We start from the raw sequence: 26441 nt of genomic DNA, 5'->3' as shown, positions 1-26441 counted from the left end.
GCAGCTATGGCTGCGCTTCGGCGATGCGCTGCCTCAGTTCGGCACGCGCGGCAGCTCGCTCGTCGGCATCGTCGCTGCCGAAGCGCAGGAAGAACGGGCGCTGACTCCAGTCGAAGGGTTCGTCCGCCAGCCCGTGCAAGAAGGCCAGCATGGCCGCGCCGTTGATGGCGAGCGTGTCGTCGGGTCGCTCGATCGCGCGCCAGAGCGCTTCGATCACGGGCGGCGGATGCCAGGCCTCCACTTCGTCCAGGCAGGCCGACAGGCTGCCGAAACTCTCGCCTTCGGTGAGCGCTTGCACCAGCGCCTCCGTTCGTTGCTGATCGTCAACCTGCTGGGGGGCATGGCGCAGCACGTGCAGGCGCTGGCGAGCACTGCCTTGGCGTTGAAGTCGCTTCAGCAGCTGATCGGCTTTCTCGCCACCGATCCGTGTCACGGCTTCGATGTCGCGCCAGTCGTCGAGGCCGCGGTCGATCAGCAGTTGCATCATCGCTTCGCGTTCTGCCGGGCTCGCGGCATCGATCGCCTCAAGGTCATAGCCGGTGCCATCGTGCCAGGCGTCGTAGTCGAGTGCCATGCTGATGCGGAAGCGAGCGACCAGCGGGCTGTCTTCAGGGTACCGACGGTGCCGTGGCCGTGCTTGGGGCGGCTCAGGCACCGGCGGTGGGTCTTCTTCGCAGGGCTCGGAGACCATCACCAGCACTGCCGGCAGGCCGGGTGCAAGCTCGCCGAAGCGCCAGCCGCCTTCGATGTCGTCAGCGCGTGTGCGCGGCGCGCGCGCGAGCAACACATAAATGCTCGCACTGACGCCCGGTGGCGGTGCGTGGACTGCCAGCAGCTGGTTGCCGTCGCTCAGTTCGGCGGCGATGAAGTCGCGGGCGTCGGATGGCAGGGCGTCCAGGTCGATCGTTGGGGAATCGTGTTGTTTGCTCATGGCTGGCTTGGGAATGGCGCGTTCATCGGCCGCAGCCACGTCACGTGGTGATGCGGCCCAGTGTCGCGTTCGAAGCGCACGGTCACGCTTCAGGTCGGTCGCGCAGTTGTCGCGTTTGTTGCCGCGCTTTCCACACAGCGCCGGGCCCGTCAGTTCATGCGCGCCAGCGGTTCGTACGAACGCAGCCGCGCCGCATGGTCGTGCACCGCGCAGGCGACGATCAGCTCGTCGGCCCGCGGGGCCACGGCTGCGGGGCGAGGAGTAGAGTCCCGCTGTGGCTGTTGTCGGCGGGTGCATGGTCCGAATCCTGGTCGCCGCGGGTATCGCGCTGATGGGTGGAGCGGCCGTCGGCCAGTCGCTTTCGTCGCTCGACGGCGTGTGGCTGGCCCGGTTCCCGGGCCCGCAGGGACTGCCGCGGGAAGCCAAGCTCACGCTCAGTGGCGGCACCGGCAGCTACCAACTGCTGGCGAAGAACCGCGACGATCCGTGCCTCGGCGTGCAGGCGCCGGTCGTGGTGTCGAATCTCACGGTGGAAGGATTCGACCTGCAGATCCAGATGTCGAAGGCGCTGAACGGCTGTCGCGACGCCTTCTGGAAACCCAGGCGCGTCGACGACAGGAACTACGAAGGCGTCTTCCCGGATGGGCGGCGCTTCGTGATCACCCGTCAATAGGCGGGCCCGGCCGCATTCAAAACCGCGCCAGCAGCTCGTACGAACGCAGCCGCGCTGCGTGGTCGTGCACCGCGCAGGCGACGATCAGCTCGTCGGCGCGCGTGCGCTCGATCAGCGCGTCGAGCTGGCGCTTCGCGGTGTCGGGTGAGCCGACCGCGCTGGCGGCCAGCATGCGTTCGACGCCGGCCTGCTCGCGCGGATTCCACAGCGCGGCCATTGCCGCCGGATCGATCGGCCGCGGCAGCGGGCCGCGCTGGCCGCGCTGCATGCCGAGGAAGCGTTGCTGCAGCGACGTGAACAGGCGCGCCGCCTCGTCGTCGCTGTCGGCGACGATCACGTTCGCGCCGACCATCGCGTGCGGCTTCGGCCAGTCCTTCGACGGCCGGTAGGCTGAGCGGTAGACCTCCAGCGCCTGCAGCAGCAGATCGGGCGCGAAGTGCGACGCGAAGGCGAAGGGCAGGCCCAGGTAGGCCGCGAGCTGCGCACTGTAGAGACTGGAGCCGAGCAGCCAGATCGGCACCTGGGTGCCGACGCCGGGAATCGCGCGCACGGCCTGGTCCGGCTGCGCATCCCCGAGGTAGGCCTGCAGCTCCAGCACGTCCTGCGGGAAGGCGTCTTCGTGCTCGGTCGCCAGGTGCCGGCGCAGCGCACGCGCGGTGGCCTGGTCGGTGCCCGGCGCGCGGCCGAGGCCGAGGTCGATGCGGCCGGGATACAGCGTCGCCAGCGTGCCGAAGGATTCGGCCACCGTCAGCGGCGCATGGTTCGGCAGCATCACGCCGCCGGAGCCGACGCGGATCGACTTCGTGCCACCGGCGACATGGCCGACCAGAACCGCGGTGGCCGAACACGCGATGCCGTCCATGTTGTGGTGTTCGGCGAGCCAGAAACGCTTGTAGCCCCAGGCTTCGGCGTGCTGCGCGAGGTCGAGCGTGCGGCGCAGCGCTTCGGCGGCATCGCTGCCTTCGACGATGGGGGCGAGGTCGAGGATCGAGAGGGGGGTCATCGGGCGATGGTGCCGGGGATTGTCGGGCTTTGCCGGGGTGGGGTTTCGGTCGGGCGGATGACTCTCCGGCTGGACGGTGGTTGGTGAGCGGGCGTAAGCTACGCGGCCACTGACGGGAGGAAGTGGATGTCAATGGAAATTGCCTTGTCCGCGCCGGACAAGAACTATGGATACTTTATTGGCATGCATGCGGCCGAGTCGGGTCATTCGCATTGCCATGACTGCTTGGTTCTGTGGGCGTCCATTTCACGCTAGGCTTCACTACCATTAACCTCTGGAGAGAACATGCGAGTATTCATCTCCTGGTCCGGAGAGAAAAGCGCAGATGTCGCAGACTTCATTCGAACGTGGCTTCCGATGCTAGTTCAGTCGGTTGAACCATGGATGTCGGAGTCAGATATCGAACCGGGCAAGCGATGGTCCAACGAGCTAGCCGAACAGCTCAGTAGCACTGATGTTGGAATTGTCTGTCTTACGCGAGCAAACCTGAACAGTGCTTGGATGCTCTTTGAAGCAGGAGCTCTTGCAAAGTCAACCAAACATGGCGTACTCATACCTCTTCTGGTCGACATAGCCAAGTCTGAGATCCCAAGCCCCCTAGGCATGTATCAAGCTACAACGCTCGACAGAGAAGGCCTGCTTTCTCTCGCACAAGCTGTCTCAACTGCGGATGCAACATCCAGACTCGATCAGCAAGTGCTCATCTCCCTGTACGGTCGTCTTTGGCCAGCAATAGAGGATGATCTACAAAAGAAGATTCCTCGCATTGGCTCTGAAATTGACAGGTCACGCTTGATACCGACCGAACGTGACTTGCTAGAAGAACTGCTTGCAATAGTGCGCGCGTCTGCTTCGATCGGCACGAAGAAGGATATCGTTGAGGCACTAGGCATCTGGGAAGCCAAGCTACGCCGCCAATCTGAGCGTGCTTGGGAGGCGCACGAGAAGTACGATGCGCCAACGGCCAATGTTAGTGATCGCTTCGATGACTTTGCCAATAGCATCGCAGAAGCAACGAAGTTGATCTTGGCGACCCCTTCGATGGGCGCGTGAAACCCTTTTAGGCATCAGAACTCAACCATCACGAAGGCCCTCGACATGGCAACCTGTTTTGTGATCCAGCCGTTTGACAGCGGGAAGTTCGACAAGCGGTTCCAGGATATCTACAAGCCAGCAATCGTGGCTGCTGGTTTGGAGGCTTATAGGGTTGATCGAGACCCCGGTGTGGCAGTACCTATTGAATCAATCGAAAAGGGCATTCGCCTGGCGGCAGTCTGCTTGGCAGACATCACAGCTGACAACCCAAATGTCTGGTACGAGTTGGGGTTCGCCTTCGCAGCTGGCCGCCCGGTAGTCATGGTCTGCTCTGAAGAGCGCACTGGCAAGAAATACCCGTTCGACATCCAACACAGGACCATCATCCCCTACTTGGCTGACGCACCTAGCGACTTCGACAAGCTCAAGTCAAGTCTCACTGCGCGACTCGAAGCTATCATCAGACAAGACGCCGTCCTCGATCAGATAGCTGAGTCCGACCCCGTTGCGCCGGTACATGGCCTATCTCAACCCGAAGTCTTGGTCCTAGCCATCATCGCTGGTGAAGTGTACATGCCTGACTACTCTGCGACCGTTTCTTCTGTGAAAAGAAGTGCCGAACGTGCCGGTATAACCGGAATGGGTTTCAACATTGCGATCAGGCGCCTGCTTCAAAAGAAGCTCTTGCGCGAGTCAGAGATATGGAACGAACAAGAGAGTGAAGGCTACCCCGGCCTAGCCATCGCGGATGAAGGATGGAAATGGATAGATGAAAACGAGACTCAGTTCGTGCTCTCGCGTGCAGAGAAGAAGAAGGACGACGTCCCGTTCTAAGACTGATGCCTAAAGGTGTTACATGAAGACCGTCGCTCGAACTTGGCTCGAGAACACAATTGAAGCTCGTCGCATGTTCGCTTTCCTTGGCGATGGCTATGAAGACTACAAGGCCGCCAGAATCCTGCTTCGCGCCGGCATGCCTGTTCAGGGCGCGCAGTTGGCAAGCACAGCAGTAGAGAAGCATTTGAAGGCCGTGCTGGCACTTCAGGGAAACGTTTCTCATGGTCATCTGAGGAGAGCCCATTGGAACGCCCTGAAGGCATTCGATCCTGAGTTCTATTCAGGCATTCAGGTCGGTCTGTTCGAACTTCTCGTCAAGTGCTACACCCTGCGGTACACAGGTTCCGTGCCGGAAGACTTCAATCTCGTAATCGCGAGTCGAGAATTGCTAGGCTGGCTCGACATTTTCGCGGTCACCCTGCAGAAGGTCTTTACCTCAAGACGGAATGGCAAGGAGCAGAAGAGACCCTTTCACACGGACCTTGAGGCAGAGAACGAGCACCTGTTTGCGGAGAACGTAGTTCTGAACCGACCAGATGCCGAACCAATTCAACTCGCCCAGTTCGTCTATGCGAGACCTCAACTTGTCTGCGAGGTGAGATATCAACGTAGGACCGGCCTCTATACGTTTCAATATCTGAGCCAGGATCAGCCCAAGGATCCGCGCTTGGACAGAGAAGGGCTGCGACCTGTCTCGGACCGCCCGCTCTCTTATGATCTGAGTCACCTAAACGTTCGCGCAACTCGACACGATGACGCCTAGAGCTGAGCTACGTGGCTCAGTGCACGGTTCCGCAACACAACGGAATGTTTCTCCTACACGTGCCTGATCCGTACAGCGAATTCTCGGACTATCTGGCTCGCTTGTCCGACTCGGAGTTGAAGGAACGGGCTGCCAAGCAGCTATGCGGGCTGTCTGTGGACATGAACCACCGTCACACAACCGACGAAGACGCATACCGCTTTGTCAGTGCTGCTCTCGCAAAGCTTGCTCCGCCTGACGCTGCCGCAATTCTGCATCCCAGCAGGTCTCTGGCGGTGCCCTTCTCCTCCGAAGTCCGCTCGTGCGCTGGCGTCTGGCGGGTCTCCCTATGGCAACGCATGGCGGCCTGCGCGATTGGCGGCCAACCGTTCCATCGCGCCGGCCCGCAAGCTTCCGATGCTCACCGCCGGAGAAAACAGAATGCCCCTGCTCGGAAAAGCCGCGATGCTGTTGTCATTCGACGTGGTTCCGGAGGCCATCCCGGAACACGACGATTGGCACACGCACGAACATCTGCCGGAACGGCTGTCGATCCCCGGGTTCCGCAGGGGAACGCGCTGGGTGGCGCTTCAAGGGCAACCCCGGTACCTCGTGCTGTACGAGGTCGCGGACCTGGATACGCTGGCCTCCGATGCCTACCTCGAACGCTTGAACCACCCGACGCCATGGACGGCGAACATGATGCCGCACTATCGCGGCATGAGGAGAGGCCTCTGCTCGATCCTGGGCAGTCACGGGGTCGGCATGGGTCATGTCGCCTTGCTCAGCCGATTCAAGTTACTGCCCGGCCAGGAGTCAGCGCTGGTCGACTGGCTGAACCAGGAAATCCTTCCACCAGTTCCCATGCGTCGAGGGCTCGGCAGCGTTCATTTGTTTCGAGGGGCGCTCGCCGCGCAGATGACCCGTGAGCAACGCATTCGAGGCGTCGACGATGGCGTCGATTGCGCATTGTTGATCACCGGGTACAGTCAGGACGCTCTGGTCGCGTTGGCACAGGTCGATCTCGGCAGTGATCGGCTCGAGGAGCATGGCGCCGCCGAGGTGGCCACTGCACTGTATCGAACAGACTACTCGCTCACTTGCAATGAGGTCGCCGCCTGACGCGTTGCGGCTCAGGTCGGACACATCTCCCCATGCCAACCGTGCTCATCGCTTCCGCTCTTCTGGTGGTCATCACTGTCTTCTTGCATTACGAAGTCCTGCGCGGCCTCAACAGTGGCCTGCCGCGCCTGCGTATTCCCGATCGCTTCAAGCTGCTGGTTGTCGTCATTGCCGCCTTCTGTGCACACGCGCTCGAGATATTCCTCTACGGCCTGGCGCTGTATGCACTGATCACCGCTTTCGGCGCAGGCAGCCTTGCCGGGGCGCACGGCATGCTGTTCACATCGTCCCTGTACTTCTCGGCCGAGACATACACCTCCCTGGGTTTCGGCGATCTCACGCCCGTGGGCCCGATTCGCTTGTTGGCAGGCGTGGAAGCACTCAACGGCCTGCTGCTCATCGGCTGGAGTGCGTCGTTCACGTACATTTCGATGGAGCGCTTCTGGAGTACCCCTCCCGAGCCCCAGGCTCGCCCGCGCGAGTAGTCGAGGTCAGGGAACAAGGGAACGACTGCATATGAATACACGCATCGCTTCGTGCTCCTGCGGTCAACTTCAAGCCGAAGTCCACGGGGAGCCTCTTCGCATCTCGGTCTGCCACTGCCTCGCCTGTCAGAAGCGAACAGGCAGCGTGTTCGGCGAACAGGCGCGCTTCGACAGTGCCGGCTTCAAGGCCACCGGCGCAGCGACCGAGTACGTGCGAGTCGGCGACGGCGGAACGAAGTTCACGTTCCGCTTCTGCCCGATGTGCGGGGCCACCGTCTACTACACGGCCGAAGGACGGGACGGCGTGGTGGCGGTGCCGGTCGGCGCGTTTGCCGACCCGGGCTTTCCGTCTCCGACGGTGTCGTTCTACGAACGCAGGCAGCATTCGTGGCTGCACATGCCGGTCGAATTCGAGCACAACCCATAGGAGCATGACGCATGGTCCGTCTGCACGGTTTCTGTCAGTCCGGCAACACCTTCAAGGTTGCATTCCTGCTGCGCGCGCTCGAGCAGCCGTGGGAACCGGTCTTCGTGGACTTCATGCACGGCGTCACGCGCGATGCCGCGTGGCGGGAGTCCGCCAATGAAATGGGCGAAGTGCCCATCCTCGAAGACGGCGCACGCCGCCTCACTCAATCCGGTCTCATCCTTTCGTACCTGGCACGCAAGCATGGCGCCTTTGCAGGCGCCACCGAGGACGAGCAGCACGAGGTCCTGCGGTGGCTCCTGTTCGACAACCACAAGTTCACGAGCTACTTTGCGAGCTACCGCTTCATGAAGGCGTTTGGTGCCACCGCGCCGGACCCATCCGTCATGGCCTGGCTTCGTGGTCGTCTGGACAACGCGTTCGGCATCGTCGACAAGCATCTCCAGGCGCGGCCATTCCTGGTCGGCAGCGCGCCGACGATTGCGGATTTCTCGCTCTGTGGCTACCTCTTCTATCCGCTCGAAGAGAGCGAATACGAAGTTGAAACCCGCTTTCCGCACATCCGGTCATGGTTGTCTCGGGTCCAGGCGATTCCCGGGTGGGCACATCCCTACGACATCCTGCCCGGCGAGCGCATTGCGCCGAAGTGGTAGAGCCCGCCGGCGGAATCCAGCGGCCTCAGGTCCCGACCACCCCACCATCCACCCGCCGCACCACCACCGTCGCCGAACGCGGCCGCCCGCCGTCCGGCCAGCGCGAGAACTTCGTCGGCGCCGCCGGGTCGCTGCGCTCGCTCGGGCTTTCGCCGGGGTGCTGGATGTTGACGAACAGCGTCTTGCCGTCGGGCGTGGCGGTGACGCCGGTCACTTCGCAGCCGCTCGGGCCACTCAGGAAGCGGCGGATCGCGCCGGTCGCCGGGTCGGCGGCGAGCATCACGTTGTTGCCCAGCTTGGCCAGGTCGCCCTTGCCCATCGCCGAGGTCGACATGTCGGTCTGGATCCACATCACGCCGCGGCCGTCGATCCACAGGCCGTCGGGGCAGCCGAAGGCGTCGCCGTTGATGTTGCCCTTGGCATCGGCGCGCGCATTCTGCGTGTCGCCGGCGAGCACGAAGTGGCTCCAGCGCAGGCCGGTGCCATCGAAGTCGCCGTCGTCGCGCCAGCGGATGATGTGGCCCATCGTGTTGTCGCTGCGCGGGTTCGCCGGGTCGATGGCGGGCTGCTTGTCGGCGCCGCGATTCGTGTTGTTGGTCAGCGTGCAGTAGACGTCGCGGCTCGCCGTGTCGATGGCGATCCATTCGGGCCGGTCCATCTTCGTTGCGCCGAGCAGGCCGCTGGCCTGGCGCGACTTGATCAGCACTTCGCCCTGGTCCGCGAAGCCGTTGGCGGCCGTCAGTGGCCCCTCGCCGTGGCGCAGCGGCAGCCAGCGGCCGCTGCCGTCGGCATCGAAGCGCGCGACGTACAGCGTGCCGTGGTCCAGCAGCTCGGCATTGGCCTTCGCGCCGCCGGGCTTCACCGCGTCGCGGCTGACGAACTTGTAGATGTACTCGAAGCGCGCGTCCTCGCCGGAGTAGACGACCGCGCGGCCGTCCTTCGTCAGCGCGACGGTCGCGCCTTCGTGCGCGGCACGGCCGAGCGCGGTGCGCTTGATCGGCGTCGACGCCGGATCCAGCGGATCGATCTCGACGACCCAGCCGTGGCGGTTCGGCTCGTTTGGATGCCTGGTGGCATCGAAGCGCTCGTCGTGCTCGTGCCAGCGGTAGCCGCTGCCGTCCTTCTTCAGGCCCCAGCGGCGGCCGTGCGCGTCGGGTCTCTCCGGGCCATGGAAATAGCCGATGAAGTTTTCTTCGCAGGTCAGGTAGGTGCCCCAGGGCGTGATGCCGCTGCCGCAGTTGTTGAAGGTGCCGAGCACACGACGGCCGTCGGGATCGGCGGCGGTCTTCATCAGCGCATGGCCGGCGGCGGGGCCACCGAGCTGCATCGGCGTCGACGCGGTGATGCGGCGCGCATGGCGCGAGGGTCGCACGTGCTGCCAGCGCCCGTCCTGCAGCTGCACCTCGATCACCGCGACGCCGTGCGCGGCCTGCGCCTTGGCAACCTTCTCGGCGCTCCAGGTCTTCATGCCGTCGGCATGCAGCAGCCCATCGTCGGTGTACTCGTGGTTCATCACCAGCAGGCCGCGCTGCGAGCCGTCGAGCGCAAAGTAGTGGATGCCGTCGTGGTGCATGCCCATCTGCGCGGCCTGCTCGGCGGCCGAGTGGCCGCCGTCGTCGCGCCAGGCCGGCATTGCGCCAGCCAGGCCGACCGGTTCGCCCCAGGCGGCGATGACTTGCGTCGTGTAGCCGGCCGGCACGCTCACCGTGTCGGCGGTCGACACCGGAATCGAGGCGAAGCCGATGCCGCTGCGGCGTGCTTCGCTCAAGCCCGCGCAGCCGGACAGCGACAGCGGCGCCAGCAGGCTCGCCAGCACGCCGCCGAGGCCGCCGCGCAACACGTTGCGCCGGGTGGGATCGGACAGCTCGTGCAGGCTGGCATTGCCGCTGCGGTTGCTGTCTTCCATCGTCGAGAAATCCTTGGCCATCGGGTGTGAGCTTTCGTTTTTCAGTCGTGCAAATCGTCGGCCGCGGCGCGGGCGCGGCGGTGCAGCGGCAGGTGCGCACGCACCATCGCCTGGAATTGTTCGGCGCACTCGGCGCCGCTGTGCTGGGTGATCGCCTGCGCGCAGCGTTCACACCAGTCGAGCAGCGCGGCGCGGTTGTGGATCGCGTTGCCGAGCTCGAGCATGTCGTCGGCGCGGCCGGCCAGCATCAGGAAGGCGAGCTCGAGCGCGTATCGCTTGATCGGCTCCAGGCCGTGGCCGGCGTCGGCGGTGGGTGCCGGGTCGGGACGCGTCGACAGCTCGATCACGCCGGCGCGCTGCAGCAGGTCGACCGCCGCAGGCCCCAGGCGCAGCGCGCGCGCAAAACTCTGTAGCTCGATGGGGCTGCGCCGGCCATCGACGCTGATCATCAGCGCGCGGCGCGGGCGCGCCGCCAGCGGCGGGGCAGGGGTCGGCGGCTCGTTCATCGGCGTCTTCGCAGCGGCGGGACGCGCAGTCTGGCGCGAGCGTGTGACCGGGTGTTGACGGCGTCGCCCAGCGGCGCATTGCCCTCAGTGCCGCTCGTGCTGCAGCGCGTCGAGCCGCCCAGGTGCGTGCCGCGGCGCTGCCGATCGGCGTCCGCGGCAGGAGCGCCGTGCGGCGGGCCTACTTCATGCGGCGCGCCCCGGCAGTGTGACGGTGAACGTGCAGCCCGCTCCGTCGACGCTGTCGACATCGATGCTGCCGTCCATTGCCAGCAGCAGTTCCCGGCACAGCAGCAGGCCGAGCCCGTGCCCTTCAACGCCGGTGCGCTCGGCGCCCAGGCGATCGAACGCCTGGAACAGACGCGCGCGCTGCGCGCTCGTGAGACCCGGGCCCGTGTCGCGCACGGTGATGCGCACGCGCTCGCCGCCGCGTACCGACAGGCTCACGCGCCCGCCCTCCTTGTTGTACTTGATGGCGTTGCTCAACAGGTTGACGAACACCTGCCGCAGCGCGCGGCGGTCGGCCTTCACCTGCGCCTGAACGTCGCCGACGAAGCCGATCGTGATGTCGCGCCGCGCGGCATCGCTTTCGACGATGCGCAGGGCCTCGGTCATCGGCTCCAGCACATCGAGGGTCTCGCAGCCGGCGCGCAGGTGTCCTGCGCCGCAGCGCCCGAGTTCCATCAAGGTGTCGACGACATCGGCCATGTGCCAACCGAGGCGCGCGATCTGATCGAGCCAGCGATCGACCACTTCGGGTTGCGGCTCGCGCCCGCCCGGCGGGTGGATCAGCTGCGCCAGACCGACGATGGCGTTCAAAGGCGTTTTCAGCTCGTGGCCCAGCTTGGCGACCAGCACCGACATCGCGCGATTGGCCGCCTCCGCCTGCTGCAGCGCTTCGCGCAAGTGATCGAGTTCACGCTGCGCCGGCGTGGCGGGAATTGCGCTGCACAGGGCCGTGGTGCTCATTTCCGGTCTCCTGGTGGGGTCGAAGGGCGCGGCTGGGTGGTCGCTGAGGTGAACTTTAGGTCACTCACGAAATAAATCAATCACGCAAACCCTAATCACATCAAGTGTGTCGACCAGCGCGGGCCGAGCTACCCGGACATCGGTGCTGGCGGCGGCGGCGGTCGCGCTGCGGGTCAGCGCCGCTGCTTGAAGGCCTTCGGCCAGCCGGGCAGAGCGTCGAGCGCCTGCGCCGCTTGTTCGAGCAGCACCCCGCGCCGCGCCGCGAGCCAGCCGAGCGCGAACCAGGCGCGTGCATCGTCGGCCACCAGCGCGCGGAAGGCGGCTTCGGCGACAACCAGGTCGTTGAGCTCGCCGAGCGCTTCCTGCGCCGGTTTCAGCGTCGACAGGTAACGCCGCAAGGGCTTGGCCGGCAGCAGCGCGGCGAGCGCGTCGAGGCCGTAGCGCAGGCGCTTCAGGCGCTTGCGCAGGCGATGGCGCTGCTCGTCGGGGGCGCTGCGAAAGTCGCGCGCGTCGCGGCGGATGCGGCGCTGCAGGCGCCGCAGCGGGTCGATCAGCTGCGGCAGCACGGGTGGCGGCGTGGGGGGCGTGGGCGAGGGCGCAGCAGCGGCGCTGGCGCCGTGCGCGAAGCCGAGCAACGCGAGCAGCAGCTGCGTGGTCGCGCTCGCGCGCAGCGCCTCGCAGACGGTGTCGTCGGCGGCGGCGGAGCCCTCCGGCAGTGCCACCAGCGGCGCGCCGGCGGCTTCGAGCAGCGGCTGCAGGGTCGCGCGCATCACGTCGCGATCGCGCGTGCCGCCGAGCTGGGCGAACAGCGCGGCCAGCGCCGGCTGCCACGCGGGATCGAGCGCCGGGTTTTCTGCGCCGAAGGTGCGCAGCGCCGCGCGCAGCCGGCGCAGGCCGATGCGCAGCTGGTGCAGGTGCTCCGGCGTGCCGCAGCCGGCGGCCAGCGCGGCGGCGTTCGGCAGCGCCTGCGCCAGCGCGGCGCCGACGATGGCGCGCAGCGCCGCGTCGCCGCTCATCTTGTTCGTCAGCACGGGCACGCCGGCGCCGGCCGCCGGCGACACGGCGAGCCCGCGCGCCAGCAGGTCGCCGCGTTCGGACTTCGGCCGCACGTCCAGCCACAGCGCATGGCGCTCGGCCCAGCGCGCGGCCACGCTGATCAGCCCGTCGAGCGGCCCCGCCAGCAGCTCGAATTCGATCTCGTGCAGCGGCTGCTGGCGCTCGCCGGCGCGGATCTCGCCGACGTCGAGCGCGATCTCGATGCGCGCGCCGTCGGTGCGCAGCACGCGCCGAGTGCGGCGCACGTCGGTCTGGTAGACCGGTACCAGCTCGACGTCGCTACCCAGCGCTGCGTCCAGCCGCGCGGCCGCCGGCGTGCCGGCATGCCGCTGCAGGTCCAGCGCCGGCGGCGCGCGCATGCGGCCGACGACCACCTCATGCTCCAGCCGCTCCAGCGCATGCGCGCCGAGCGCCTTCAGCGTCTGCACCCAGACGGGGCCTTCGCGGCGCAGCCGCAGCGCAATGCCGGCGCCGGCGAGGCGCCGGTCGGCGGTGTCGAAATACAGCGCCTGCAGCCGCAGCGTCTCGGCGCTGGCGGTGGCCACCGCGCGCTGCAGCGCCGCTTGCCGCTCGGGCGGCACCTGGAACTTCAGCTCGATCTCGACCATGCGCTGCTGCACGTGCCTTTGACGCGCTATTTGGCCTTGCTCGGCCGGCCGGTCTTGATCGACGGCACCGCGGCCAGCGCGGCGCGCAGCGCGTCGTCGGCCAGCGTCGTCAGCAGCTTGACGCCGGCGCGCAGCACCTCGCTCTTCTTGGCCGGCTGCGCCAGCTGCACCAGGCGCTGCTTCAGGGCCTCGAGCGCTGCGTATTCGCTGCGCGGGATCGTGAAGCTGTCGCGCACCAGCTTCTGCTTCGGCGGCTTCGGCGCAGGGGCCGGCTTGGGGGTGCTCGGCTTGGCGGGCTTCGCCGGCTTGGCTGCCGGCTTCTCGGCGGGCGCCTCGGTGGCCGGCGCAGCGGCTTTCACCGGCTTCGCCGCCTTCTTCGCCGGCGCCTTGGTGGCTTTCGGCGCCGCGGCGTCGGTCTTGCGTGCGGCGCTGCGTTTGGCAGCGGGCTTGGTCGTCGTGGCCATCGATGCTCCTGAAACGGGATAAACCGTATAAACAGTATATCTATCGAGCTTCAGCGCTGCCCGCGCAGCATGCGCAGCGCGACGCCGGCAATCGCGCCGGTCAGGCCGGCAATGATCGCCAGCATCACCCAGAAGCCCAGCCCATGCCCGGCCAGCGGGATGCCGCCGACGTTCATGCCGAACAGGCCCGACACCAGGTTGATCGGCAGCGCGAGCACGGTGACCATCGTCAGCGTGAACAGGCTCCGGTTGTTCTGCGTCGCGACGCGCGCGGCCGCTTCGTCCTGCATCAGCTTGATGCGGTCCTGCAGCGCGGCGATGTCGCGCAGCACGACGCCGAACTCCTCGCTGGCGCGGTGCAGGTGCTGGCGGTCCTCGGCCGAGACCCAGCCGGGCGGGCGCGACAGCGTGCGCATCAGCGCGCCGGGTTCCGGTGCCAGCAGCCGCTGCAGCCGCACCGCCAGCCGGCGCAGCCGCGCCAATTCGGTGTCGTGGCGCTCGAGCTGATCACCCTTGCCGGCGAGCAGCGCGTCCTCGATGTCGTCGATGCGCTCGACGGTCGAGCGCACGATGCGCTGCAGCTCGTCGGCCTGGTCGCGCAGCAGGTGGTCGAGCAGCGCGACGCTGGAATCCAGCGCTTCGCCGCGCTTGACCGCCATGCGCAGCCGGTCGACCGCGCGCAGCGGATGGCGGCGCGCGCTGACCACCAGATCGCGCTGCACGCCGACCCACAGCGTCGCGACGTCCGCAGCATCGAACTTGAAGTCGAAGGTGACGTCGTTGACGACGGCGTACAGCGCGTCGCCGTCGCGCTCGATGCGCGTCGAGCGCGAGCCCTCGTCGAGCGCTTCGAAGAAGCTGTCGGCCAAGCCGGCATGCGCACGCAGCCAGGGCAGCGCGGCGGCGTGGCTCAGGTTCATGTGCAGCCAGACGAAGCCCTCGTGGCGGCCGGCCTCGCGCTCGAGCAGCGCGAGGGCTTCGGTGGTCGATGCGATCGGCGCGCCGGCCTGGCCGGGGCGGAAGTGGTAGCCGCAGATCAGCCCGTCGTCGGCGCTGTCGAAGCTGAAGCTGGCGGGGGTGGTCGAGTCGCTCATGGTGCCAATGGTAGGCAGTGCCTCGTGACGCACTGACTTCGAATCGTCACGCGCCTTTCGTGCGGGCGTCGCAGCCGATTCGAACAATCGCCACATGACACTGATCCGCACCGCATGCCGCCCGGTTTCCATCGGCTGATCGCGGCGCAGTTCGCCTCGGCGCTGGCCGACAACGCGCTGCTGATCGTGACGATCGCTTTGTTGGTCGAGCGGCAGCTGCCGGGCTGGTGGGCGCCGCTGCTGAAGTTCTCGTTCACGCTCGGCTACGTGCTGCTGGCGCCGTTCCTCGGGCCGCTGGCCGATGCGGTGCCGAAGGCGAAGCTGATGGGCTGGATGAACGCGCTGAAGGTGCTGGGCGTCATCGCGCTGCTGGCCGGTGTGCACCCGGTGCTCGCCTTCGCCGGTGTCGGGCTGGCGGCGTGCGCGATGGCGCCGGCGAAGTACGGGCTGATCACCGAGATCGTGCCGCCGCGCCAGCTCGTCGCTGCGAACGGTTGGATCGAGGTGTCGGTGGTCGGCGCGGTGCTGCTCGGCACGGTGCTCGGGGGCTTGCTGGTCAGCCCGCTGTGGCGCGGCTGGGGCGCGGCGGTGGTGGGCGATGCGCCGCTCGCGCTGTCGCTGGGCAGCCTGCTGGTGGTCTATGCGATCGCCGCGTGGCTGAACCTCGGGCTGCCGGCGAGCGGCGCGGTCTATCCGAAGAGCGGGATCCACCCGCTGCGGCTGGTGCGCGAATTCGCCGCCTGCAACCGCCGGCTGTGGCGCGACGCCGAGGGCGGGCTGTCGCTGGCGGCCACGACGATCTTCTGGGGCGCCGGCGCGACGCTGCAGTTCGCGGTGCTGGTGTGGGCCGAGCGGGTGCTGCGACTGCCGCTGGACCGGGCCGCCTACCTGCAGGCGGCGGTGGCGGTCGGCGTGGTGATCGGTGCCGGCATCGCCGGGCGCTGGATTGCGCTGCGCGCGGCGCGGCGCGTACTGCCGCTGGGCGTGCTGCTGGGGCTTGCGGTGCCGCTGACGGCGTCGGTCAATTCGCTCGGCTGGGCGGTGCCGCTGCTGGCGCTGCTGGGCCTGCTCGGCGGGCTGATGGTGGTGCCGATGAATGCGCTGTTGCAGCACCGCGGCCATGCGTTGCTGACGGCGGGCCGGTCGATCGCCGTGCAGGGCTTCAACGAGAACCTGAGCGTGCTGGTGATGCTTGGAGCCTACGCGGCGCTGCTGCGTGCCGACGTGTCGATCATCGGGCTGATGTGGGGCTTCGGGCTGTCGGTGGCCGGTGGCATTGCGCTGCTGATGCTGCGTAGCGCGCCCGCGTCGCGGGCGGCACCCGACGAGGTGCCGGGCTGAAGCCGCTCACGCCAGCCACTCGGCCGGCAGCTCACGCGGGTCGACCAGCAGCTCCTGCTGCTGCTTGAAATGCTCCAGCAGCGCGTCGACCACCACGCGCACCCGCGCGCTGAGGAATTGCCGATGCGGATAGTGCAGCACGATCTCGCGCTGCCCCGGCTCGTGCTGGGCCGCCAGCAGCACCTTCAGCCGGCCAGAGCGCAACCAAGGCACGACGTGGTGCAGGCCGGTCTGCGTTATGCCGTGACCGGCCAGCGCCAGGTCGACCAGCGATTCGGGGTCGGAGGCCCAGATGCGCGCCGTGGGCTCCCATTCGCGCGTGACGCGGCCGAAGCTCTTGCGGAAGTGCCAGGTGGCGATCTGGCCGGACGCGAAGCGCACGCCGAGCAGGCGGTGCTGCGGCAGCTCCGCCGGCGTGGCCGGAGCGCCGTGCTGGCGCAGGTAGGCTGACGACGCCACCAGCGCCACCGGCAACTGCGCGACGCGGCGCGCGACCAGGCTGGAGTCGGGGATCATGCCGCCGCGCACGCCGATGTCGTAGCCCTCGGCCACCAGGTCGACCGCGCGGTTGTCCAGGCTCAGCTCGACCTGCAGCAGCGCATGGCGTGCGGCCAGCCGCGGCAGCAGCGGCAGCACATAGCGGCGGCCGAACGAGATGCCGCTGGAGATGCGCACACGGCCGGCCGGCTCGCCGCTGGCGCGCGTGACCTGGTTGACCGCGTCGTCGAGCAGGCGCAGCGCCTCGCTCGCGTTGGCCAGAAAGGCCTCGCCCTCGCCGGTGAGCTTCAGCCGGCGCGTCGAGCGATTGAACAGCCGCACCTGCAGCTGGCGCTCCAGCGCGATGACGTTCTTGCTGACGGCCGCCGGCGTCAATGCCAGCCGCGCGGCCGCGGCGGTGAAGCTGCCGGCCGCGGCGCTCTCGACGAAGGAGACCAGTCCTTGCAGGTTCTTCAAGTCGTCAACCCGTGGTTGAAGATGATTCGAAATTCTATGTCTTCAATTCGGATGTCCGCCTGCCTACAGTGAGCTCATCGCAACCCGCTTCCCCGAAGGAAACACCATGAGCCACCGCATCCTCGTCACCGGCGCCACCGGCCACATCGGCCGCGAGCTGGTGCGCCGCCTGCAGCAGCAGCGCGCCGACTGCGCCGTGCTGGTTTCGCCCTCCGGCCGCACCGTGCCCGGCGTGCTGGGCGTCGAAGCCGACTTTGCCGACCCGGCCTCGCTGGCGCGCGCGTTCAAGGGCTTCGACACGCTGTTCCTGTTGCTGCCGCTGGTGCCCGAGAAGCTGGCGCTGGCGCGCAACGCGGTGAATGCAGCGCGTGCCGCCGGCGTGCGCCACATCGTGCGCTCGTCGGCCGCCGGTGCCGATGCGGGCAGCCCGGTGGCGATCGCCCGGCTGCAAGGGCAGATCGACGAGCTGGTGCAGACCAGCGGCCTCGGCTGGACGCTGCTGCGGCCGAGCTTCTTCATGCAGAACTGGGTCAACTACCACGGCGAGCAGCTGAAGGCCGGCGCCTGGCACGCGCCCACCGGCAACGGCGCCATCGGCGTGATCGACGTGCGCGACATCGCCGACAGCGCCGCCGCGGTGCTGGCCGACCCCGCCGCGCATGCCGGCCGCAGCTACACGCTGACCGGCGCCGAGGCGCTGAGCAATGCGCAGCAGCTGGCCGCGATCTCCGAAGCGGCGGGTCGCCGCATCGACTACGTCGACGTACCCGAAAGCGCGGCCGAGGCGGCGATGTTGGGCATGGGCATGCCGGCGCCGGTGATCGAGTGGTTCATGAGCCTGCACCACGTCGTCAAGCAGGGCTGGGCGGCCGGCTTGAGCGATGACGTGCAGGCGCTCACCGGCCATGCGCCGCGCCGCTTCCTCGATTTCGTGGCCGAGAACGCTGGCGCGTTTCGCTAGCCGGCGGCCCGCCGCCTCAGCCGGCCGGTTGATCGATTGCCGAGCAGAGGACTCGCTCGATCTGCTCGACGATGTGCTCCCAGCCGTGCTGTGTCGCGGTGGTGCGGGCGCGCTGGGCGATGGCGCGGCACAGCGTGCGGTCGCCGGCCAGTTGAACCGCCTGGCGCACGAAGTCGGCTTCGTCGTCGAAGCGTGCGGTCAGGCCGTTCTCGCCGGGCTCGATGAAGCGCTCGGCGGCGGCGTAGTGGAAGGCCAGCACCGCCAGCCCACTGGCCATCGCCTCGACGGTGACGTTGCCGAAGGTCTCGGTCAGGCTCGGGAACAGGAACACGTCGGCCGACGCGTAGTGCGCGGCCAGGTCTTCGCCGCTGCGCGCGCCGGCGAACACCGCGTCGGGGCAGCGCCGCTGCAGCGCGGCGCGCTCGGGTCCGTCGCCGACCAGCACCAGCTTGACGTCGCGCTCGGCCTGGCGGATTGCCTCGAAGGCCGTCAGCAGCAGGCCGAGGTTTTTCTCCGCCGCCAGCCGGCCGACGCACAGCATCACCCGCGTGCGCTCGGTCGCGCCCCAGCTCGCACGCAGCGTGTCGCTGCGCCGGCGCGGATCGAACAGCGTGGTGTCGACGCCGCGCGCCAGCACCCGCAGGTTGCGAAAGCCCGCATCCACCAGCTGCTCGCGCAGCGCCTCGGTCGGCACCATCGTGTAGCGAGTGCGGTTGTGGAACTTGCGCAGGTACGCCAGGATCGGCTTGTGCAGCCAGCCGACGCCGTAGTGGCGGCTGTAGGCGTGGAAGTTGGTGCGGAAGTCCGAGCTCACCGGCAGCTTCAGCTGCAACGCGGCCTGCAGCGCCGACCAGCCCAGCGGCCCTTCGGTGGCGATGTGCACGATGTCCGGCCGCTTGACGGTCCAGCGCGCGAGCAAGGCCTTCTTCGACGGCATGCCCAGCGTCAGGTGCGGATAACGCGGAATCGGCAGGCCGCGCATCAACACCTCGTCGAGCCCGTCGTCGGCGGCATCGGCGCCGGCCTCCTCGCGTTGCCGCGGCCGCACCAGCTGGATCGCATGGTCGCGCGAGCGCAGGCCTTCGACCACCCGCGCCAGCGTCATCGCGACACCGTTGACCTCGGGCGGGTAGGTCTCGGTGACGACGGCGATGCGCAGCGAGCGCCGCGTGGGCGCCAGGTCCTCGACGACGATCGGATCGGTGGCTTCGCGCATGCCGCGCATGCTGCCTGCCGCAAGCTGCAATTCGATGACGGTGGCGCGCGGCCCGCGATGAATTGCCACGGCACGTTCAAACGAATGTCATCGTCGGTGGTCACGATGCGCCGTCTTCGACCCGAGGAGCCTTCCACCGTGCACGCATTCTTCGAGACCCTGGCGATCCAGCGCTGGGACGATCACCGCTACTACCACCACAGCCGCATCAACCAGTCGCTGCATCTGTTGAGCGCCAGCTGTTTCGTCATCGCCTACGTGCTGCTGTTCAGCGATCCGGCCCTGGCCGCGCTGCTGGCCTGGGGCGTCTCGATGACCAGCCGACAGGCCGGCCACTTCTTCTTCGAGCCCAAGGGCTACGACCACGTCAATCGCGCGACGCACGAGCACAAGGAAGAGATCAAGGTCGGCTACAACCTGCGCCGCAAGGTCGTGCTGATGGCGCTGTGGGCTGCATCGCCGCTGCTGCTGGCGGCCGACCGCACGATGTTCGGCCTGATCGTGCCGGACCCGGGCCTGTCGGGTTACTGGCATGACGTCGGCCTGTTGTGGCTGGCGCTCGGCGTCGGTGGGCTGCTGTTCCGCACCGTGCACCTGTTCTACCTTCAGGGCGTGATGACGGGTCTGGCGTGGATGGTGAAGATCCTGACCGACCCATTCCACGACATCAAGCTCTACCACCGCGCGCCGCTGTACCTGCTGCGCGGTGAGCTGATCGATCCGATGCCGCATGCGCGCTGACGCCTGAAGTCAGTGGCCATCGCATGAAGAAGGGGGCCGCCGCCGTGCGGCCCCGTTGCCGTTCAACCGAAGCGATGCGCCAGCATCTCGCGCAGCAGCCCGCGGCGGATGCCGCGGTTCGTCAGGCCCTCGTCCTGCCACCACCAGCCGTCGGCCTGCATCGCCTGCGCCGCGGCGACGAAGCGTTCGGCCACGTGCTCGAATGCCGCGTCGTCATAGGCCAGGCTGAAGATCAGCCGCCCGCTGCCGACCCAGCTCAGTGCCAGGCCCTGCGCACGCAGATAGAACTGCAACATCCAGTTGTAGCGCGACGGCTGCGTGTACAGCACGGTCCAGATCGTCTGCAGGTTGGCCACGCGCACCGGCAGCCCGGCGGCTTCGAGCCGCGCATTGAGCGCCGCGGCGCGGCCATTCCAGCGCTCGTCGAGCTGGTGATACAGCGCCTGCTGCGCCGGTTCTTCAAGACGTTCGAGGAAGACCTGCATCGAGGCCATCACCGCCGGGTGCGCATTGAAGGTGCCGCGCGCGAAGCAGATGTCGGCCGGGCGCTGTTCGTTGAAGCGCTTCATCCAGGCCGCGCGGCCGCAGACCACGCCGACCGGGAAGCCGCCGCCGAGCGTCTTGCCGTAGGTCACCATGTCCGCCTGCACGCCGAAATACTGCTGCGCGCCGCCGGGTGCGAGCCGGAAGCCGACGAAGACCTCGTCGAAGATCAGCGCGATGCCGCGCTCGCTGCACACCGCGCGCAATTCCTTCAGCCACGCGGTGTACGCGGCGCGGTCGAAGTGTGCCGAGCGGCCGCTGTCGACCAGCGCGCCGTCGCCCGGTGCCGCGGCATTCGGATGCAGCGCCTGCAGCGGATTGACCAGCACGCAGGCGATGTCGCGCCGGCGCTTCAGCACGCGCAGCGTGTCGGCGTGCATCTCCTTGAGCGTGTAGGTCTCGCGTGCGGTCACCGGGTTGCCGGGTCCCGGCTGCACGTCGCCCCACCAGCCGTGGTAGGCGCCGCAGAAGCGCACGACGTGCGTGCGCCGGGTGTGATAACGCGCCAGGCGCACGGCCTGCATCACCGCCTCGGTGCCGGACATGTGGAACGAGACCTCGTCCATGCCGGAGATCGCCGCCAGCCGCTCGCTCACGTCGGCGACGCAGGGGTGGTAGCCGCCGAGCACCGGCCCGAGCGTCTGCGCACGGCGCAGGCCTTCATCCATGCACTGCTTGTAGAAATCGACGCCGAACAGGTTGACGCCGTAGGAGCCGCTGACGTCGTGGAAGACCTGGCCGTCGAGGTCGGTCAGCGTGACGCCGTCGGCGCGCTGCCAGAAGGCGCCCAGCGACAGCTGCTCGCGCAGGTGGCGGCTGAACTGGAACGGCACGCGGTAGGCGCCGGTGAACTGCAGGTCGGAGATGCGCGCCGCGGCCTGCTTGGTCAGCGCGATGCTCTGCGCATGGCGCGCGTTCAGCGTGCCGGCGAGCGCGGCGAAGCCGGCGCGGCGGCGCTCGGCCACCGCGGGCGGTGCAGCGTCGGCGGCAAAGAAGCGCGCCTCGTCGTACGAATAGCCCGGCACCTGCGCGGCGACGCGGCGCGCCATGCGCGCGTGGCCGGCCAGCGAACGGTGCTTCGCGCGCGAGAGCTCCAGGCGTTGCCGCACCGCCGGCAGGGCGAGTGCGGCGGCCGCGGCAAGCGCGACCAGCGTGAGTGTGTTGTTCATCCCTCCTTATCTAACAAGCCTTCTTGACACCACCATGAACCTCAAGACCTTGCGCGACCGCCTGCTGCTGCAGGAGGACCTGAATTTCCTGCTGACCAACCGCGTGCCGCGCCATGTGGCGACACGCCTGGTCGGGCGCCTGAGCCGCATCCGCCAGCCGTGGATCGCAGCGCTGCTGATCGGCGTCTGGCGCCTGTTCACCGAGCTCGACCTGCGCGAGGCGAAGCAGCAGCGCTTCGCCAGCCTGCATGAGTGCTTCATCCGCGAGCTCAAGGCCGGCGTGCGGCCGATCGAGCCCGACCCGGCGATCCTGTGCAGCCCGTGCGACGGCATCGTCGGCGCCTGCGGGCCGGTCGAGGGCACGCAGGTGTTCCAGGCCAAGGGATTTCCGTATTCGGCGGTCGAGCTGTTCGGCTCGCAGGCGGCGGCCGAGCCCTACCGCGATGGCACGTTCATCACGCTGCGGCTGACCTCGGCGATGTACCACCGCTTCCATGCGCCGGCCGACTGCCGCATCGAGCACGTGCGTTACCTCGCCGGCGACACCTGGAACGTCAACCCGATCGCGCTCAAGCGCATCGAGCGGCTGTTCTGCCGCAACGAGCGCGCGGTGCTGCAGTGCCGGCTCGATGGCGACGATTCACCGCCCGTGGCGATGGTCGCCGTGGCGGCGATCCTTGTCGCCAGCATCCGGCTGCACTGCCTCGACGAGCTGTTGCACATCGACTACAGCGGCCCGACCGAGCACGCGTGCGATGCGCGTTATCGCAAGGGCGACGAGCTCGGCTGGTTCCAGCACGGCTCGACGGTCATCGTTTTCGCGCCCCGCGGCTTCGCGCTGGCCGAGGGCATCGGCACGGGCACCCGCGTGCGCATGGGCGAGGCTCTGCTGCGACGCGCGCCGACTTCTGTCGCAGCAACGCCATCGAGCGGTCACAGCGCGGTCACCGCCGACCCCGAGCATCGCGGCTGATGCAGACCGTCGCACTGATCTACTGCAATGCCGGCGGCGGCCACCGCGCCGCGGCGCAAGCCTTGCAAGCCGCCATTCAGGAAGAGGGCCGGCCGTGGCGCGTCGAGCTGGTCAACCTGTTCGAGGTGCTCGACCCGCAGTCGCGGCTGCGCAAGCTGACCGGGCTGGCGCCCGAGGACTTCTACAACCAGCGCCTGAAGCGCGGCTGGACGCTCGGCATGGCGCAGGAGCTGAAGCTGCTGCAGGGCCTGATCCGCCTGTCGCACGCGAGCCTGTTGAAGACGCTGCAGCAGCACTGGGCGGCGACGGAGCCGGACCTGGTCGTCTCGCTGGTGCCGAACTTCAACCGCGTGCTGCAGCGCAGCGTCGCGAGCAGCTTGCCCGGCGTGCCCTTCGTCACCGTGATGACCGATCTCGCGGACCTGCCGCCGTCGTTCTGGGTCGACCCCGGACTGCAGCAGCACATCGTCTGCGGCACGCCGCGCGCGCTCGAGCAGGCGCGTGCGCAGGGCTACCCCGACGAACAGCTGTCGCTGGTCTCCGGAATGATGCTGCGGCCCGATTTCCACCGCCCGCCGCTCGAGCCGGCGGCCCGGGCCGTGCTGCGCCTCGGGCACGGTTTGCCGGCCGAGGCCCCGGTGGGCGTCGTCTCGTTCGGCGGCCAGGGCTCGCAGGTGATGGTGAACATCGCGCGCCAGCTGCCGGCGCTGCCGCTGATCCTGATGTGCGGCCACAACGAACGCCTGGCCGAGCGGCTGCGCCGGCTGCCGGCCGAGGCGCCGCGCCTGGTGCTGGGCTTCACGCCCGAGGTGCCGCGCGTGCTCGCGCTGGGCGACTTCTTCATCGGCAAGCCGGGCCCCGGCAGCCTGAGCGAAGCGGTGCAGATGGGGCTGCCGGTGCTGACCGTGCGCAACGCCTGGACGATGCCGCAGGAACGCTTCAACACCGAGTGGGTGCGCGAGCTCGGCATCGGCCACGTGCTGCCCGGCTTCCGGCGCATGCAGCCGGCGGTGCAGGCGCTGCTCGACGAGTTGCCCGAATTGAAGACCCGCGTCGGCCGCGTGCGCAACCGCGCGGTCTACGAGGTGACGGCCCTCCTGGCGCGGCAGCTCGCTGACGCGCAGGATGAGCGGCCACCGATGCACACCCTGGATTTGCTGGAGGCACGATGAAGATCACCGTATTTGGCGCCGGCTACGTCGGCCTGGTCACGGCGGCCTGCCTGGCCGAGATGGGCAACGGCGTGGTGTGCGTCGACGTCGACAAGGACCGCATCGCGCTGCTGAACGCCGGCGGCGTGCCGATCCACGAGCCCGGGCTCGATGGGCTGCTGCAGCGCAATGTCGCCGCCGGCCGGCTCGAGTTCACCACCGATGCCGCTGCCGCGGTCGCGCATGCGACGCTGGTCTTCATCGCCGTCGGCACGCCGCCGGCCGAGGACGGCTCGGCCGACCTGGCGCACGTGCTCGCCGCGGCGACCACCGTCGGCCGCCACATGCGCGACTACAAGGTGGTGGTCGACAAGAGCACCGTGCCGGTCGGTACCGCCGACCGCGTGCACGCGGCGATCGCCCACGAGCTGAAGGCGCGCGGCACGCCGCTGCCGTACGCGGTGGTCTCGAACCCCGAGTTCCTGAAGGAGGGCGCGGCGATCGACGATTTCATGCGGCCCGACCGCATCGTGCTCGGCTGCGACGACGAGCAGGCCGGGCTGCTGCTGCGCGCGGTGTACGCGCCGTTCGTGCGCAACCGCGATCGCCTGCTGATCATGGACGTGCGCAGCGCCGAGCTGACGAAGTACGCGGCCAACGCGATGCTGGCCACCCGCATCAGCTTCATGAACGAGCTGGCGCTGCTGGCCGAGGCGCTGGGCGCCGACATCGAGCAGGTGCGCCACGGCATCGGCAGCGATCCGCGCATCGGCACGCACTTCCTGTACGCCGGCTGCGGCTGGGGCGGCTCGTGTTTCCCGAAGGACGTGCGCGCGCTGCTGCGCACCGGCGCCGAGGCCGGCCAGCCGCTGTCGCTGTTGCAGTCGGTGCTGCGCATCAACCAGCGCCAGCGCGCGCTGTTGTCCGATCGTGTCGAGGCGCGTTTCGGCAGCGACCTGCGCGGCCACGTGTTCGCGCTCTGGGGCCTGGCGTTCAAGCCCGGCACCGACGACCTGCGCGAGGCGCCGAGCCTGACGGTGGTCGACGCGCTGCTCGAGCGCGGCGCGCAGGTGGTGGCCTTCGATCCGGTGGCGATGCCGAAAGCCGCGGCGCTGTGGCGCGGGCGCGAGGGCTTCACGCTCGCCGACACGCCGCTCGATGCGGTGCGCGGCGCTTCGGCGCTGCTGCTGCTGACCGAGTGGCGCGAGTTCCGCAGCCCCGACTTCGACGCGCTGAAAGCCGCGCTGCGCGAGCCGGTGCTCTTCGACGGCCGCAACCTCTGGGACCCGGCGCAGATGCGCGAGCTCGGCTTCGAATACCACGGCATCGGGCGTGGCGCGCGCACGGCTGGCGCCGATGCCGCGGTGCCGCTTGCGCCGGCGGCGGCGCTTGCCGTCTGACCCGTCGTTCAGAATCGGGTCGATGAACATCGACTCACCCGCCGCCCTCCGCCAGCTCTACGCCGCGCCCGGGGAGCGCGCGGTGAAGAAGCAGATCAGCTTCCTCGACCCGCACTGCCGCCGCTTCATCGCGCTGTCGCCGTTCTTCGTGCTCGCCACCTCGAACAGCGCGCACCAGATGGACGCGTCACCGCGCGGCGGCGAGCCCGGTTTCGTCCAGGTCACCGAGTCCGGCGACCTGCTGATCCCCGATGCGCCGGGCAACAACCGGCTCGATTCCTTCGAGAACATCCTCGCCACCGGTCAGGTGGGCCTGCTGTTCCTGATCCCGGGCTTCGACGAGACGCTGCGGATCAACGGCCGCGCCGTGCTGTCCTTAGCCGCGGCCGACATCGCCGCCTGCACCACCGAACGGCGTGCGCCGAAACTGGTCGTGCGCGTCACCGTCGAGGCCGCCTACCTGCACTGCGCCAAGGCCTTCATGCGCTCGAAGCTGTGGGACCCGGCGGCGCTCGTCGATCGGGCCGCACTGCCGACGATCGGCCAGATGATTGCCGACCAGGCGGGTGGCCTGAGCGTGGCCCCGGAAACCCGCGAGGAGATGCTCAGGCGCTATGCGCCGGATCTCTGATCGCCGCGGGCTGCCGCTGCGGCTGAAGCGCGCGCGCCTGCTGCGACCAATCGAGGATCTCGAGCCGGCCGTCGGCATGCTCGACGAGTGCCGTCAGGCTCTCGACCCAGTCGCCGTCGTTGCAGTACAGCACGCCCTCGATGTCGCGTATCTCGGCATGGTGGATGTGGCCGCAGACGACACCGTGCACGCCGCGGCGGCGCGCCTCGCGCGCGACCGCGGTCTCGAAATCGCTGACGTAGCTGACCGCGCGCTTGACCTTCAGCTTCAGGTACTTCGACAGGCTCCAGTACGGCAGCCCGAGGCGCGCGCGCACCGAATTCAGGTGGCGGTTGAGCTTCAGCGTGAACTCGTACAGCGTGTCGCCCAGGTGCGCGAGCCACTTGGCGCACTGGATCACCCCGTCGAACAGATCGCCGTGCGTGATCCACAACCGGCGGCCGTCGGCGGTCTCGTGGATCCAGTCCTCGACGACCTCGACGCCGCCGAAGTTGTGCTGCACGAAGCGGCGCGCGAACTCGTCGTGGTTGCCGGGCACGAAGATCACCCGCGTGCCCTTGCGCGCCTTGCGCAGCAGTTTCTGCACGACGTCGTTGTGCGATTGCGGCCAGTACCACGCGCGCCGCAGCTGCCAGCCGTCGATGATGTCGCCGACGAGGAACAGCGTCTCGCACTCGACTTCCTTCAGGAAGGTCAGCAGTGCCTGGGCCTGGCAGCCGGGCGTGCCCAGGTGCAGGTCCGAGATCCACACGGTGCGCACGCGGCGGCGGCGCTCCGGCGGCACGAGGTCTTCTTCGGCGGTGACGGGCAGGTCGCGGTGCATGGCTCACCATGCTGCAGCCCGCATGCAACG

At 68.2% G+C, this 26441-nt stretch carries 27 protein-coding genes; 15 read left to right on the top strand and 12 right to left on the bottom strand.

Annotated features, from left to right (window positions below; all coding sequences use genetic code 11):
• Positions 1-4: 4 nt before the first annotated feature.
• The gene (locus tag HLB44_RS18195; RefSeq protein WP_173125096.1) at positions 5-970 is read right to left on the bottom strand and encodes a hypothetical protein; all 966 of its coding nucleotides are present in this window, start codon (positions 968-970) and stop codon (positions 5-7) included.
• A 256-nt stretch (positions 971-1226) separates the two neighbouring features.
• Here HLB44_RS18195 and HLB44_RS18190 point away from each other — a divergent pair, with 256 nt between their 5' ends.
• Positions 1227-1604 (top strand): hypothetical protein, encoded by a 378-nt coding sequence (locus tag HLB44_RS18190; RefSeq protein WP_173125095.1) that lies wholly within the window; start codon positions 1227-1229, stop codon positions 1602-1604.
• A gap of 16 nt (positions 1605-1620) precedes the next feature.
• Here HLB44_RS18190 and HLB44_RS18185 read toward each other — a convergent pair whose 3' ends face one another.
• Complete coding sequence (locus HLB44_RS18185) at positions 1621-2607, bottom strand: LLM class flavin-dependent oxidoreductase (protein WP_173125094.1); 987 nt, start codon at positions 2605-2607, stop codon at positions 1621-1623.
• Between the two features lie 285 nt (positions 2608-2892).
• Between HLB44_RS18185 and HLB44_RS18180 the strand changes: the two genes are divergently transcribed.
• The 7 genes from HLB44_RS18180 to HLB44_RS18150 all read left to right on the top strand — a co-directional run bounded on the left by HLB44_RS18180 (position 2893) and on the right by HLB44_RS18150 (position 7908).
• Complete coding sequence (locus tag HLB44_RS18180; RefSeq protein ID WP_173125093.1) at positions 2893-3660, top strand: toll/interleukin-1 receptor domain-containing protein; 768 nt, start codon at positions 2893-2895, stop codon at positions 3658-3660.
• 45 nt (positions 3661-3705) lie between these two features.
• Positions 3706-4476, top strand: coding sequence for a TIR domain-containing protein (locus HLB44_RS18175; protein WP_173125092.1), 771 nt, complete (start codon positions 3706-3708; stop codon positions 4474-4476).
• 22 nt (positions 4477-4498) lie between these two features.
• The gene (locus tag HLB44_RS18170; protein ID WP_173125091.1) at positions 4499-5242 is read left to right on the top strand and encodes a hypothetical protein; all 744 of its coding nucleotides are present in this window, start codon (positions 4499-4501) and stop codon (positions 5240-5242) included.
• A gap of 420 nt (positions 5243-5662) precedes the next feature.
• On the top strand, positions 5663-6343 hold the full coding sequence (locus HLB44_RS18165) for a hypothetical protein (protein WP_173125089.1): 681 nt from the start codon (positions 5663-5665) through the stop codon (positions 6341-6343).
• A gap of 32 nt (positions 6344-6375) precedes the next feature.
• Positions 6376-6828: a potassium channel family protein gene (locus tag HLB44_RS18160; protein ID WP_173125087.1), complete on the top strand. Its 453-nt coding sequence runs from the start codon at positions 6376-6378 to the stop codon at positions 6826-6828.
• Positions 6829-6859: 31 nt separating this feature from the next.
• Entirely contained in the window at positions 6860-7255 is a 396-nt protein-coding gene (locus HLB44_RS18155) for a GFA family protein (protein ID WP_173125085.1), read from the top strand.
• A gap of 11 nt (positions 7256-7266) precedes the next feature.
• The gene (locus HLB44_RS18150) at positions 7267-7908 is read left to right on the top strand and encodes a glutathione S-transferase family protein (RefSeq protein ID WP_173125083.1); all 642 of its coding nucleotides are present in this window, start codon (positions 7267-7269) and stop codon (positions 7906-7908) included.
• Between the two features lie 25 nt (positions 7909-7933).
• On the opposite strand, the gene HLB44_RS18145 is transcribed toward HLB44_RS18150, so the two are convergent.
• The 6 genes from HLB44_RS18145 to HLB44_RS18120 form a co-directional block, all read right to left on the bottom strand.
• Positions 7934-9835 carry a PhoX family protein gene (locus HLB44_RS18145; RefSeq protein ID WP_173125081.1) on the bottom strand — a complete coding sequence of 634 codons (1902 nt, stop codon included), beginning with the start codon at positions 9833-9835 and terminating at the stop codon, positions 7934-7936.
• 20 nt (positions 9836-9855) lie between these two features.
• Entirely contained in the window at positions 9856-10320 is a 465-nt protein-coding gene (locus tag HLB44_RS18140) for a hypothetical protein (protein ID WP_173125079.1), read from the bottom strand.
• A 183-nt stretch (positions 10321-10503) separates the two neighbouring features.
• Positions 10504-11286, bottom strand: coding sequence for a sensor histidine kinase (locus tag HLB44_RS18135; protein WP_173125077.1), 783 nt, complete (start codon positions 11284-11286; stop codon positions 10504-10506).
• Between the two features lie 173 nt (positions 11287-11459).
• Complete coding sequence (locus tag HLB44_RS18130) at positions 11460-12950, bottom strand: CYTH and CHAD domain-containing protein (RefSeq protein ID WP_173125074.1); 1491 nt, start codon at positions 12948-12950, stop codon at positions 11460-11462.
• Positions 12951-12976: 26 nt separating this feature from the next.
• Positions 12977-13414, bottom strand: a complete 438-nt coding sequence (locus HLB44_RS18125; RefSeq protein WP_173125072.1) for a hypothetical protein — start codon at positions 13412-13414, stop codon at positions 12977-12979.
• Between the two features lie 50 nt (positions 13415-13464).
• The gene (locus HLB44_RS18120; RefSeq protein ID WP_173125070.1) at positions 13465-14508 is read right to left on the bottom strand and encodes a transporter; all 1044 of its coding nucleotides are present in this window, start codon (positions 14506-14508) and stop codon (positions 13465-13467) included.
• 114 nt (positions 14509-14622) lie between these two features.
• Between HLB44_RS18120 and lplT the strand changes: the two genes are divergently transcribed.
• On the top strand, positions 14623-15849 hold the full coding sequence (lplT, locus tag HLB44_RS18115) for a lysophospholipid transporter LplT (RefSeq protein ID WP_173125068.1): 1227 nt from the start codon (positions 14623-14625) through the stop codon (positions 15847-15849).
• A gap of 6 nt (positions 15850-15855) precedes the next feature.
• On the opposite strand, the gene HLB44_RS18110 is transcribed toward lplT, so the two are convergent.
• Positions 15856-16803, bottom strand: a complete 948-nt coding sequence (locus HLB44_RS18110) for a LysR family transcriptional regulator (RefSeq protein ID WP_217283711.1) — start codon at positions 16801-16803, stop codon at positions 15856-15858.
• Positions 16804-16909: 106 nt separating this feature from the next.
• Between HLB44_RS18110 and HLB44_RS18105 the strand changes: the two genes are divergently transcribed.
• The gene (locus HLB44_RS18105; RefSeq protein ID WP_173125066.1) at positions 16910-17764 is read left to right on the top strand and encodes an NmrA family NAD(P)-binding protein; all 855 of its coding nucleotides are present in this window, start codon (positions 16910-16912) and stop codon (positions 17762-17764) included.
• Between the two features lie 16 nt (positions 17765-17780).
• Here the strand turns inward: HLB44_RS18105 and HLB44_RS18100 are convergent, their stop codons facing one another.
• On the bottom strand, positions 17781-19049 hold the full coding sequence (locus HLB44_RS18100; RefSeq protein WP_343051371.1) for a glycosyltransferase family 4 protein: 1269 nt from the start codon (positions 19047-19049) through the stop codon (positions 17781-17783).
• Between the two features lie 69 nt (positions 19050-19118).
• On the opposite strand from HLB44_RS18100, the gene HLB44_RS18095 reads away from it, so the two are divergent.
• Positions 19119-19721 (top strand): hypothetical protein, encoded by a 603-nt coding sequence (locus HLB44_RS18095; protein ID WP_173125064.1) that lies wholly within the window; start codon positions 19119-19121, stop codon positions 19719-19721.
• A 62-nt stretch (positions 19722-19783) separates the two neighbouring features.
• Here the strand turns inward: HLB44_RS18095 and HLB44_RS18090 are convergent, their stop codons facing one another.
• Complete coding sequence (locus tag HLB44_RS18090; protein ID WP_173125062.1) at positions 19784-21433, bottom strand: aminotransferase class III-fold pyridoxal phosphate-dependent enzyme; 1650 nt, start codon at positions 21431-21433, stop codon at positions 19784-19786.
• Between the two features lie 34 nt (positions 21434-21467).
• On the opposite strand from HLB44_RS18090, the gene asd reads away from it, so the two are divergent.
• From asd to HLB44_RS18070, 4 genes are read left to right on the top strand one after another with little or no spacing between them, the layout of a single operon-like run.
• On the top strand, positions 21468-22406 hold the full coding sequence (gene asd, locus HLB44_RS18085) for an archaetidylserine decarboxylase (RefSeq protein ID WP_173125060.1): 939 nt from the start codon (positions 21468-21470) through the stop codon (positions 22404-22406).
• Entirely contained in the window at positions 22406-23578 is a 1173-nt protein-coding gene (locus HLB44_RS18080) for an MGDG synthase family glycosyltransferase (protein ID WP_173125058.1), read from the top strand. The genes asd and HLB44_RS18080 overlap by 1 nt, the downstream gene beginning before the upstream one ends.
• Entirely contained in the window at positions 23575-24957 is a 1383-nt protein-coding gene (locus HLB44_RS18075; RefSeq protein WP_173125056.1) for a UDP-glucose dehydrogenase family protein, read from the top strand. The genes HLB44_RS18080 and HLB44_RS18075 overlap by 4 nt, the downstream gene beginning before the upstream one ends.
• A gap of 22 nt (positions 24958-24979) precedes the next feature.
• Complete coding sequence (locus HLB44_RS18070) at positions 24980-25588, top strand: pyridoxamine 5'-phosphate oxidase family protein (protein WP_173125054.1); 609 nt, start codon at positions 24980-24982, stop codon at positions 25586-25588.
• On the opposite strand, the gene HLB44_RS18065 is transcribed toward HLB44_RS18070, so the two are convergent.
• The gene (locus HLB44_RS18065) at positions 25563-26411 is read right to left on the bottom strand and encodes a UDP-2,3-diacylglucosamine diphosphatase (RefSeq protein ID WP_173125052.1); all 849 of its coding nucleotides are present in this window, start codon (positions 26409-26411) and stop codon (positions 25563-25565) included. The two genes, HLB44_RS18070 and HLB44_RS18065, sit on opposite strands and share 26 nt — an antisense overlap.
• Between the last annotated feature and the right edge of the window lie 30 nt (positions 26412-26441).

The sequence above is a fragment of the Pseudaquabacterium terrae genome, assembly GCF_013266755.1.
Classification (GTDB): domain Bacteria; phylum Pseudomonadota; class Gammaproteobacteria; order Burkholderiales; family Burkholderiaceae_C; genus Pseudaquabacterium; species Pseudaquabacterium terrae.
The sequence above is the reverse complement of the archived record's forward strand: the minus strand, read 5'-3'. Positions and strand labels throughout refer to the sequence as shown.

Excerpts from the sequence above, each read along its gene's own strand:
- HLB44_RS18190 (WP_173125095.1), top strand. The coding sequence starts at position 1,227 with ATGGTCCGAATCCTGGTCGCCGCGGGTATCGCGCTGATGGGTGGAGCG.
- HLB44_RS18185 (WP_173125094.1), bottom strand. The coding sequence starts at position 2,607 with ATGACCCCCCTCTCGATCCTCGACCTCGCCCCCATCGTCGAAGGCAGC.
- HLB44_RS18180 (WP_173125093.1), top strand. The coding sequence starts at position 2,893 with ATGCGAGTATTCATCTCCTGGTCCGGAGAGAAAAGCGCAGATGTCGCA.
- HLB44_RS18175 (WP_173125092.1), top strand. The coding sequence starts at position 3,706 with ATGGCAACCTGTTTTGTGATCCAGCCGTTTGACAGCGGGAAGTTCGAC.
- HLB44_RS18170 (WP_173125091.1), top strand. The coding sequence starts at position 4,499 with ATGAAGACCGTCGCTCGAACTTGGCTCGAGAACACAATTGAAGCTCGT.
- HLB44_RS18165 (WP_173125089.1), top strand. The coding sequence starts at position 5,663 with ATGCCCCTGCTCGGAAAAGCCGCGATGCTGTTGTCATTCGACGTGGTT.
- HLB44_RS18160 (WP_173125087.1), top strand. The coding sequence starts at position 6,376 with ATGCCAACCGTGCTCATCGCTTCCGCTCTTCTGGTGGTCATCACTGTC.
- HLB44_RS18155 (WP_173125085.1), top strand. The coding sequence starts at position 6,860 with ATGAATACACGCATCGCTTCGTGCTCCTGCGGTCAACTTCAAGCCGAA.
- HLB44_RS18150 (WP_173125083.1), top strand. The coding sequence starts at position 7,267 with ATGGTCCGTCTGCACGGTTTCTGTCAGTCCGGCAACACCTTCAAGGTT.
- HLB44_RS18145 (WP_173125081.1), bottom strand. The coding sequence starts at position 9,835 with ATGGCCAAGGATTTCTCGACGATGGAAGACAGCAACCGCAGCGGCAAT.
- HLB44_RS18140 (WP_173125079.1), bottom strand. The coding sequence starts at position 10,320 with ATGAACGAGCCGCCGACCCCTGCCCCGCCGCTGGCGGCGCGCCCGCGC.
- HLB44_RS18135 (WP_173125077.1), bottom strand. The coding sequence starts at position 11,286 with ATGAGCACCACGGCCCTGTGCAGCGCAATTCCCGCCACGCCGGCGCAG.
- HLB44_RS18130 (WP_173125074.1), bottom strand. The coding sequence starts at position 12,950 with ATGGTCGAGATCGAGCTGAAGTTCCAGGTGCCGCCCGAGCGGCAAGCG.
- HLB44_RS18125 (WP_173125072.1), bottom strand. The coding sequence starts at position 13,414 with ATGGCCACGACGACCAAGCCCGCTGCCAAACGCAGCGCCGCACGCAAG.
- HLB44_RS18120 (WP_173125070.1), bottom strand. The coding sequence starts at position 14,508 with ATGAGCGACTCGACCACCCCCGCCAGCTTCAGCTTCGACAGCGCCGAC.
- lplT (WP_173125068.1), top strand. The coding sequence starts at position 14,623 with ATGCCGCCCGGTTTCCATCGGCTGATCGCGGCGCAGTTCGCCTCGGCG.
- HLB44_RS18105 (WP_173125066.1), top strand. The coding sequence starts at position 16,910 with ATGAGCCACCGCATCCTCGTCACCGGCGCCACCGGCCACATCGGCCGC.
- HLB44_RS18090 (WP_173125062.1), bottom strand. The coding sequence starts at position 21,433 with ATGAACAACACACTCACGCTGGTCGCGCTTGCCGCGGCCGCCGCACTC.
- asd (WP_173125060.1), top strand. The coding sequence starts at position 21,468 with ATGAACCTCAAGACCTTGCGCGACCGCCTGCTGCTGCAGGAGGACCTG.
- HLB44_RS18080 (WP_173125058.1), top strand. The coding sequence starts at position 22,406 with ATGCAGACCGTCGCACTGATCTACTGCAATGCCGGCGGCGGCCACCGC.
- HLB44_RS18075 (WP_173125056.1), top strand. The coding sequence starts at position 23,575 with ATGAAGATCACCGTATTTGGCGCCGGCTACGTCGGCCTGGTCACGGCG.
- HLB44_RS18070 (WP_173125054.1), top strand. The coding sequence starts at position 24,980 with ATGAACATCGACTCACCCGCCGCCCTCCGCCAGCTCTACGCCGCGCCC.
- HLB44_RS18065 (WP_173125052.1), bottom strand. The coding sequence starts at position 26,411 with ATGCACCGCGACCTGCCCGTCACCGCCGAAGAAGACCTCGTGCCGCCG.